This window comes from Pseudomonas sp. MSSRFD41, from assembly GCF_014230245.1.
Taxonomy (GTDB): Bacteria; Pseudomonadota; Gammaproteobacteria; order Pseudomonadales; family Pseudomonadaceae; genus Aquipseudomonas; species Aquipseudomonas piscis.
The window spans coordinates 238312-244311 of sequence record NZ_JACKZK010000008.1; the positions used below are offsets into that span (position 1 = coordinate 238312).

General features: G+C 65.5%; 8 protein-coding genes. 5 read left to right on the forward strand and 3 right to left on the reverse strand.

Annotation, left to right across the window (positions count from 1 at the left end):
• Positions 1–90: 90 nt before the first annotated feature.
• Positions 91–747 (reverse strand): alpha/beta hydrolase, encoded by a 657-nt coding sequence (locus H7A76_RS15165; RefSeq protein WP_053134291.1) that lies wholly within the window; start codon positions 745–747, stop codon positions 91–93.
• 262 nt (positions 748–1009) lie between these two features.
• On the opposite strand from H7A76_RS15165, the gene H7A76_RS15170 reads away from it, so the two are divergent.
• From H7A76_RS15170 to H7A76_RS15190, 5 genes are all read left to right on the forward strand, one after another.
• The gene (locus H7A76_RS15170) at positions 1010–1669 is read left to right on the forward strand and encodes a FadR/GntR family transcriptional regulator (RefSeq protein WP_185699233.1); all 660 of its coding nucleotides are present in this window, start codon (positions 1010–1012) and stop codon (positions 1667–1669) included.
• Between the two features lie 14 nt (positions 1670–1683).
• On the forward strand, positions 1684–2952 hold the full coding sequence (locus tag H7A76_RS15175) for a CynX/NimT family MFS transporter (RefSeq protein WP_185699234.1): 1269 nt from the start codon (positions 1684–1686) through the stop codon (positions 2950–2952).
• Positions 2953–3050: 98 nt separating this feature from the next.
• Positions 3051–3521 (forward strand): nuclear transport factor 2 family protein, encoded by a 471-nt coding sequence (locus H7A76_RS15180; RefSeq protein WP_185699235.1) that lies wholly within the window; start codon positions 3051–3053, stop codon positions 3519–3521.
• Between the two features lie 43 nt (positions 3522–3564).
• Positions 3565–3894, forward strand: coding sequence for a GIY-YIG nuclease family protein (locus H7A76_RS15185; RefSeq protein ID WP_221775232.1), 330 nt, complete (start codon positions 3565–3567; stop codon positions 3892–3894).
• Positions 3895–3981: 87 nt separating this feature from the next.
• The gene (locus H7A76_RS15190) at positions 3982–4917 is read left to right on the forward strand and encodes a glutathione S-transferase family protein (protein ID WP_185699237.1); all 936 of its coding nucleotides are present in this window, start codon (positions 3982–3984) and stop codon (positions 4915–4917) included.
• A gap of 16 nt (positions 4918–4933) precedes the next feature.
• On the opposite strand, the gene H7A76_RS15195 is transcribed toward H7A76_RS15190, so the two are convergent.
• Both H7A76_RS15195 and yejK read right to left on the reverse strand, forming a co-directional pair.
• Positions 4934–5287, reverse strand: a complete 354-nt coding sequence (locus tag H7A76_RS15195; RefSeq protein ID WP_185699238.1) for a glutaredoxin family protein — start codon at positions 5285–5287, stop codon at positions 4934–4936.
• A partial coding sequence (yejK, locus tag H7A76_RS15200) for a nucleoid-associated protein YejK (protein ID WP_185699239.1) occupies positions 5287–6000 on the reverse strand: 714 nt, incomplete at its 5' end. The genes yejK and H7A76_RS15195, both read right to left, overlap by 1 nt.

Genomic DNA, 6000 nt, shown 5'->3' on the forward strand with positions numbered 1-6000 from the left:
AATTGGTTAAGGAATGTACGCCGGCCAGTGTAATGCAAGAAACGGGCGCGGCGTAGTCTGTTGCTCGCCCTGTGCTCCCAGGGCGGACGGTTAGCGCAGGCGTGCGGCCAGCCAGGTGCCGATATCGCGAATTTCCTCGGGCAGCACCTCGTGTTCCATCGGGTATTCCTGCCAGCTCACGTCGACCCCGCGTTGCTTGAGGTGTTCGTAGGCGGTGCGGCCCATGGCGTTCTGCACCACTTCGTCGTACTGACCGTGCAGCGCCAGCACCGGGATCCGCTGCTGGCTGGCCGACAGCTGCAGTTCGTCGCTGAAAGTCGGGGCATAGGTGGACAGCGCCAGCACGCCGCCCAGGGGGCCTTGCCACCTGAGGAAGGCGGTGTGCAGCACCACCGCGCCGCCCTGGGAGAAGCCGGCGAGGAAGATCCGCGAGGCATCGATGCCGCTGGCCCGTTGCTCCTCGATCAGGCGGATGACCTCGTCGGCCGATTCCTCGAGCTGCTCGCGGCTGATGGCCCGGGCCGGGTTCATGGCCAGGATGTCGTACCAGCTGGGCATGGCGTAGCCGCCATTGATGGTCACCGCGCGGGTCGGCGCCTGGGGCAGGACGAAACGGGTGCTCAGCAGCGTCTCTTGCAGCGCCTCGGCCACCGGCAGGAAGTCGTAGCGATCCGCGCCCAGGCCGTGAAGCCAGATCACGCAGGCATCGGCAGGCTTGCTGGGCTGAAGGGTCAGGGGCTGGGTCATGGTTGCTCCAATTGTGTGCGTGCGCGCCGGCCCGGGCGGGGACCAGGGGCGCGGCAAGTTGATCGGTGAGGATGGCGCCAGGGCCAGCGGTTGCTGGCGTAACACTAACAGGCTGGCGCCGGCCTGGGGATAGCCAGCTATGTCCTTCAACTTGCAGGATGAGGTACAGGAGGAATTGCAAGACAGGACATTGAACTCCGAGAAAAGCCTGAATACCATGTCGGGAAATTCGTCCAATGATTGGATGATACGAGTAAATGCCATGAGTGAAATGCCTCCTTTGATCAAGCGTTCCCTGGTCGACCAGGCCCTGGAGCAGCTGCGCCTGCGGATCACCCGGGGCGCCTGGGCCGTCGGCCAGCGCTTGCCTACCGAGCCGGAGCTGGCGGCCGAGCTGGGCATCAGCCGCAACACGGTGCGCGAGGCGATGCGGGTCCTGGCGTTTTCCGGATTGATCGAGATCCGCCAGGGCGACGGTAGTTACCTGCGGGCGGTGGCCGATCCCCTGGACATGCTCCAGGCCCTGTCCCAGTGCTCCGTGGAGCAGGCCCGGGAAACCCGGCAGATCCTCGAAGTGGAGGCCGTGGGCCTGGCGGCCTTGCGTCGCACCGAGCAGGACCTGCACGAATTGCAGGTGGCGCTGCATGACAGCAGTGAGCACTTCCATGGCGACCTGGAGCGCTACATCGCCTGCGACCTGGTGTTCCACCAACGCCTGGTGGACGCCGCGCACAACCCGACCCTCAGCCAGCTGTACCGCTACTTCTCCAGCGTGGTGGGAGCCCAGTTGCGCCAGAGCCTGAACATCACCCCGCGCCGCCAGGACGTCTTCGACCTGCACCGGCACCTGCTCGATGCCATCGAGCAAGGCGACCCCGAGCGCGCCAAGGGCATTTCCCGCCAGCTGATCAACGAATCCTGAAGCCGAGACCGACCATGTCCAACCACCAGGCACTCCCCCATACCCCACCGCCGGAACTGCTGATCGACGCCGAGGCCGACGACGAAGAGGTGCAGCAGGCTCCCCCGGTGCTGCGTCGCCCCTGGCTGTTGCTGCTGGGGTTGATCCTGGTGGCGCTGAACCTGCGTCCGGCGCTGTCGAGCATGGCGCCGCTGCTCAGCGAGGTGTCGCGGCAGTTGGGCTTGTCGGCGGCCCAGGCCGGCTTGCTGACCACCTTGCCGGTACTTTGCCTGGGGCTGTTCGCGCCCCTGGCTCCGGTACTGGCCAGGCGTTTCGGCGCCGAGCGGGTAGTGCTGGGGATCCTGCTGACCCTGGCCCTGGGCATCGTCCTGCGCAGTTCGTTCGGTGAGGTCGGGGTGTTCGCCGGGAGCATCCTGGCGGGCGCCAGCATCGGCGTGATCGGCGTGTTGCTGCCGGGCATCGTCAAGCGCGATTTCGCGCGCCACGCCGGGACCATGACCGGGGTCTATACCATGGCCCTGTGCCTGGGGGCCGCCATGGCGGCCGGAGCCAGCGTGCCCCTGAGCCATGTGCTCGGCGACAGCTGGGCCATGGGCCTGGGCTTCTGGGTGGTGCCGGCGCTGGTGGCGGGAGTGTTCTGGTTGCCCCAGGTCGGGCAGAAGCACGGTGCCCACCATGTGGCTTATCGTGTGCGGGGGCTGTTGCGTGACCGCCTGGCCTGGCAGGTGACCCTGTACATGGGCCTGCAATCGTCCCTGGCCTACATCGTGTTCGGCTGGCTGCCGTCGATCCTCATCGGTCGTGGCCTGAGCCCGACTCAGGCCGGGCTCGTGCTGTCGGGCTCGGTGATCGTGCAGTTGCTCAGCTCCCTGGCCGCGCCCTGGCTGGCGACCCGCGGCAAGGACCAGCGCCTGGCCATCGTGATCGTCATGCTGATGACCCTGGGCGGCCTGTTCGGTTGCCTGTACGCGCCGCTCGATGGCCTGTGGGGCTGGGCGATCCTGCTGGGCCTGGGCCAGGGCGGCACCTTCAGCCTGGCCTTGACCCTGATCGTGCTGCGCTCGCGCGATACCCACGTGGCGGCCAACCTGTCGAGCATGGCCCAGGGCATCGGCTATACGTTGGCATCCATGGGCCCGTTCGCGGTGGGCCTGGTGCACGACTGGACCGGTGGCTGGAATGCCCTGGGCTGGATCTTCGCGGTGCTGGGCGGTGGCGCCATCATCGCCGGGCTGGGCGCTGGCCGTGCGCTTTACGTGCAGGTGCAAAGCGAAAGGATCTGAGCGGCCTCACCGGTGGTATTTGCCCGGCAAATGTCGGTAGTGTTCCGCCGGTTTGCGGATTATCGTGCAGGCATTCCACGTTCCTTCGGAGTCTGTCCATGAGCGATGCCCATCGTGCGCTGATCAGCGAGTTCTACCAGGCTTTCCAGCGCCTGGATGCCGAGGCCATGAGTGCCTGCTACACCGAGGATGTGCTCTTCAGCGACCCGGCATTCGGTGAGCTGCGCGGGCGTGACGCCGGCGACATGTGGCGCATGCTGGCCTCGCGGGCCAAGGATTTCTCGTTGACCTTCGACAGTGTGCGCGCCGATGAGCGCAGCGGTGGCGCGCACTGGGTGGCGACCTACCTGTTCAGCCAGACCGGGCGCACCGTGGTCAACGATATCCAGGCGCGTTTTGTGTTCCGCGACGGCAAGATCTGCGAGCACCACGATCATTTCGACATGTGGCGCTGGGCTCGCCAGGCCCTGGGAGCCAAGGGCTTGCTGCTGGGCTGGACGCCGCTGCTGAAGAATGCCGTGCGTGCCCAGGCGCGCAAGGGTTTGAAGGCCTTCCAGGGCGCTCGCTGAAGCCATCCTCTGTTAAGATCGCGGCCTGTTATCCACAAGCCCGATGCCTTTCGTGACCAACCCCGATCCGTCCCCCGTCGCTTGCGCCGTGCCACCGGCGCCGGCCAGCAAACCCTGGTTCGTCTACCTGGTGCGGGCGGCCAATGGCGCCTTGTACTGCGGAATCAGCGACGATCCACAGCGGCGTTTCGCCAAGCATCAAAGCGGCAAGGGCGCGCGTTTCTTTCTCTCCAGCCCGGCGGTCGCGCTGGTCTATACCGAAGCCTGTCGCGACAAGAGCGAAGCCCTGCGCCAGGAGCGGCTGATCAAGAAGCTCAAGAAGAGTGCCAAGGAGTGCCTGGTGGCGGGAGCGACCGGGCCATCATCAATCTGACTGATGGTTTCCCATCAGTCGAATTCGTAGGTCATCCGCTGATTGCGCGCTAAGCTCAAGCCTCTTTTTCTCATGGCGGAGCCTGGTATGTCTGAGTTGATCCTTCATCATTACTCGACCTCACCCTTTGCGGAGAAAGCCCGCTTGCTGCTGGGTTTCAAGGGGCTTTCCTGGCGTTCGGTGAAGATCGCCCCGGTGATGCCCAAGCCCGACCTGACCGCGCTCACCGGTGGCTATCGCAAGACTCCGGTGCTGCAGGTCGGTGCCGACATCTATTGCGACACGGCGTTGATCGCCCGGCGTCTGGAGCAGGAAAAAGCCAGCCCCGCACTGTTTCCCGAAGGCCAGGAACTGACCAGCGCGATCTTCGCCGCCTGGGCCGATTCCACGGTGTTCCAGCACGCGGTGACCCTGGTGTTCCAGCCTGAATCGGCTGCGGTGCGCTTTGGCAAGCTGCCGCCGGAGGCGGTCAAGGCATTCATGGCCGACCGGGCCGGACTGTTCAGTGGCGGCACTACCAGCCGGGTGCCCTTGGAGCAGGCCAGGCACCAATGGCCGACCTTCATGGCGCGCCTGGAGCAGCAGTTGCAACGCGAGCCGGGGGACTTCCTGTTTGGCCCGCCGTCGATCGCCGACATTTCCATGGCCCACCCCTTGTGGTTCCTCAAGGGCACCCCGGTGACCGCGCCGCTGGTGGATGAATACCCGGCGGTCTGCGCCTGGCTGGCCCGGGTGCTGGATTTCGGCCACGGCGCCTCCAGCGAGATGAGCGCCGAGGATGCCCTGGCGGTGGCACATGCCGCGACGCCGGCCCCGCTGCCCCAGGAAGCCTTCGTCGACCCCAATGGATTCAAGGCGGGCCAGCAGGTGGTGATTGCCGCGACCGACTATGGGGTCGATCCGGTGGCCGGGGAGTTGCTGTTCGCCGGGAGCGAAGAGCTGATCCTGCGTCGCGAGGACCCGCGCGCCGGTGTGGTGCACGTGCACTTCCCGCGCCTGGGGTTCGGCATCCAGGCCCAGTGACCTGCTGCCATGGCCGCTACTTGGGCAGGGCGGCCATGATGGCGTCGGGATCGTAGGTGCGGATCAGGGTGCCGTTCACGTCCAGGATCGGAATCCCGGCGCCGCCCAGGTCGATGTAGGCCTGGCGCGCGCTGGGGTCTTTCTCGATATCGAACTCCCGATAGGGAATGCCCTTCTGGTCGAGAAAGCGCCGGGTGGCCTTGCAGTAGCCGCACCAGTCGGTGGCGTACAGCACTACGCGGGCCTGGCTACGGGTGGTCTCGGAAACCGCCGCGCCAGGATCGAACAATCGCTCGATCTTGCCCCAGTGCTGGTAAATCACCACCACCAGCAGGATCAGCAGGAATTTCTTCAAGACCCCCTGGAGCATCAGTTGCGACGCTTGAGCTGGTCGGTCAGCTGGGTCGGCAGGCCCTTGATGATCAAGGTCCCGGCTTCTTCGTCGTACTCGATCTTCGAGCCCAGCAGGTGGGCCTCGAAGCTGATGGACAGGCCCTCGGCGCGGCCGGTGAAGCGGCGGAACTCGTTGAGGGTGCGCTTGTCTGCCGGGAATTCCGTCGACAGGCCGTAGTCCTTGTTGCGGATATGGTCGTAGAACGCCTTCGGCCGGTCTTCGTCGATCAACTCCGACAGTTCTTCCAGGCCTACCGGTTCGCCGAGCTTGGCCTGGCTGCTGGCGTAGTCCACCAGGGCCTTGGTCTTCTCCCGCGCCGAGTCCTCGGGCAGGTCTTCGCTTTCGACGAAGTCGCTGAAGGCCTTGAGCAGGGTGCGGGTCTCGCCCGGGCCGTCGACGCCTTCCTGGCAACCGATGAAGTCGCGGAAGTATTCCGAGACCTTCTTGCCGTTCTTGCCCTTGATGAATGAAATGTACTGCTTGGACTGCTTGTTGTTCTGCCACTCGGAGACGTTGATCCGCGCCGCCAGGTGCAGTTGGCCCAGATCCAGGTAACGGGAGGGCGTCACGTCCAGCTGGTCGGTCACCGCCACGCCTTCGCTGTGGTGCAGCAGGGCGATGGCCAGGTAGTCGGTCATGCCCTGTTGGTAGTGAGCGAACAGCACGTGACCGCCCACCGACAGGTTGGA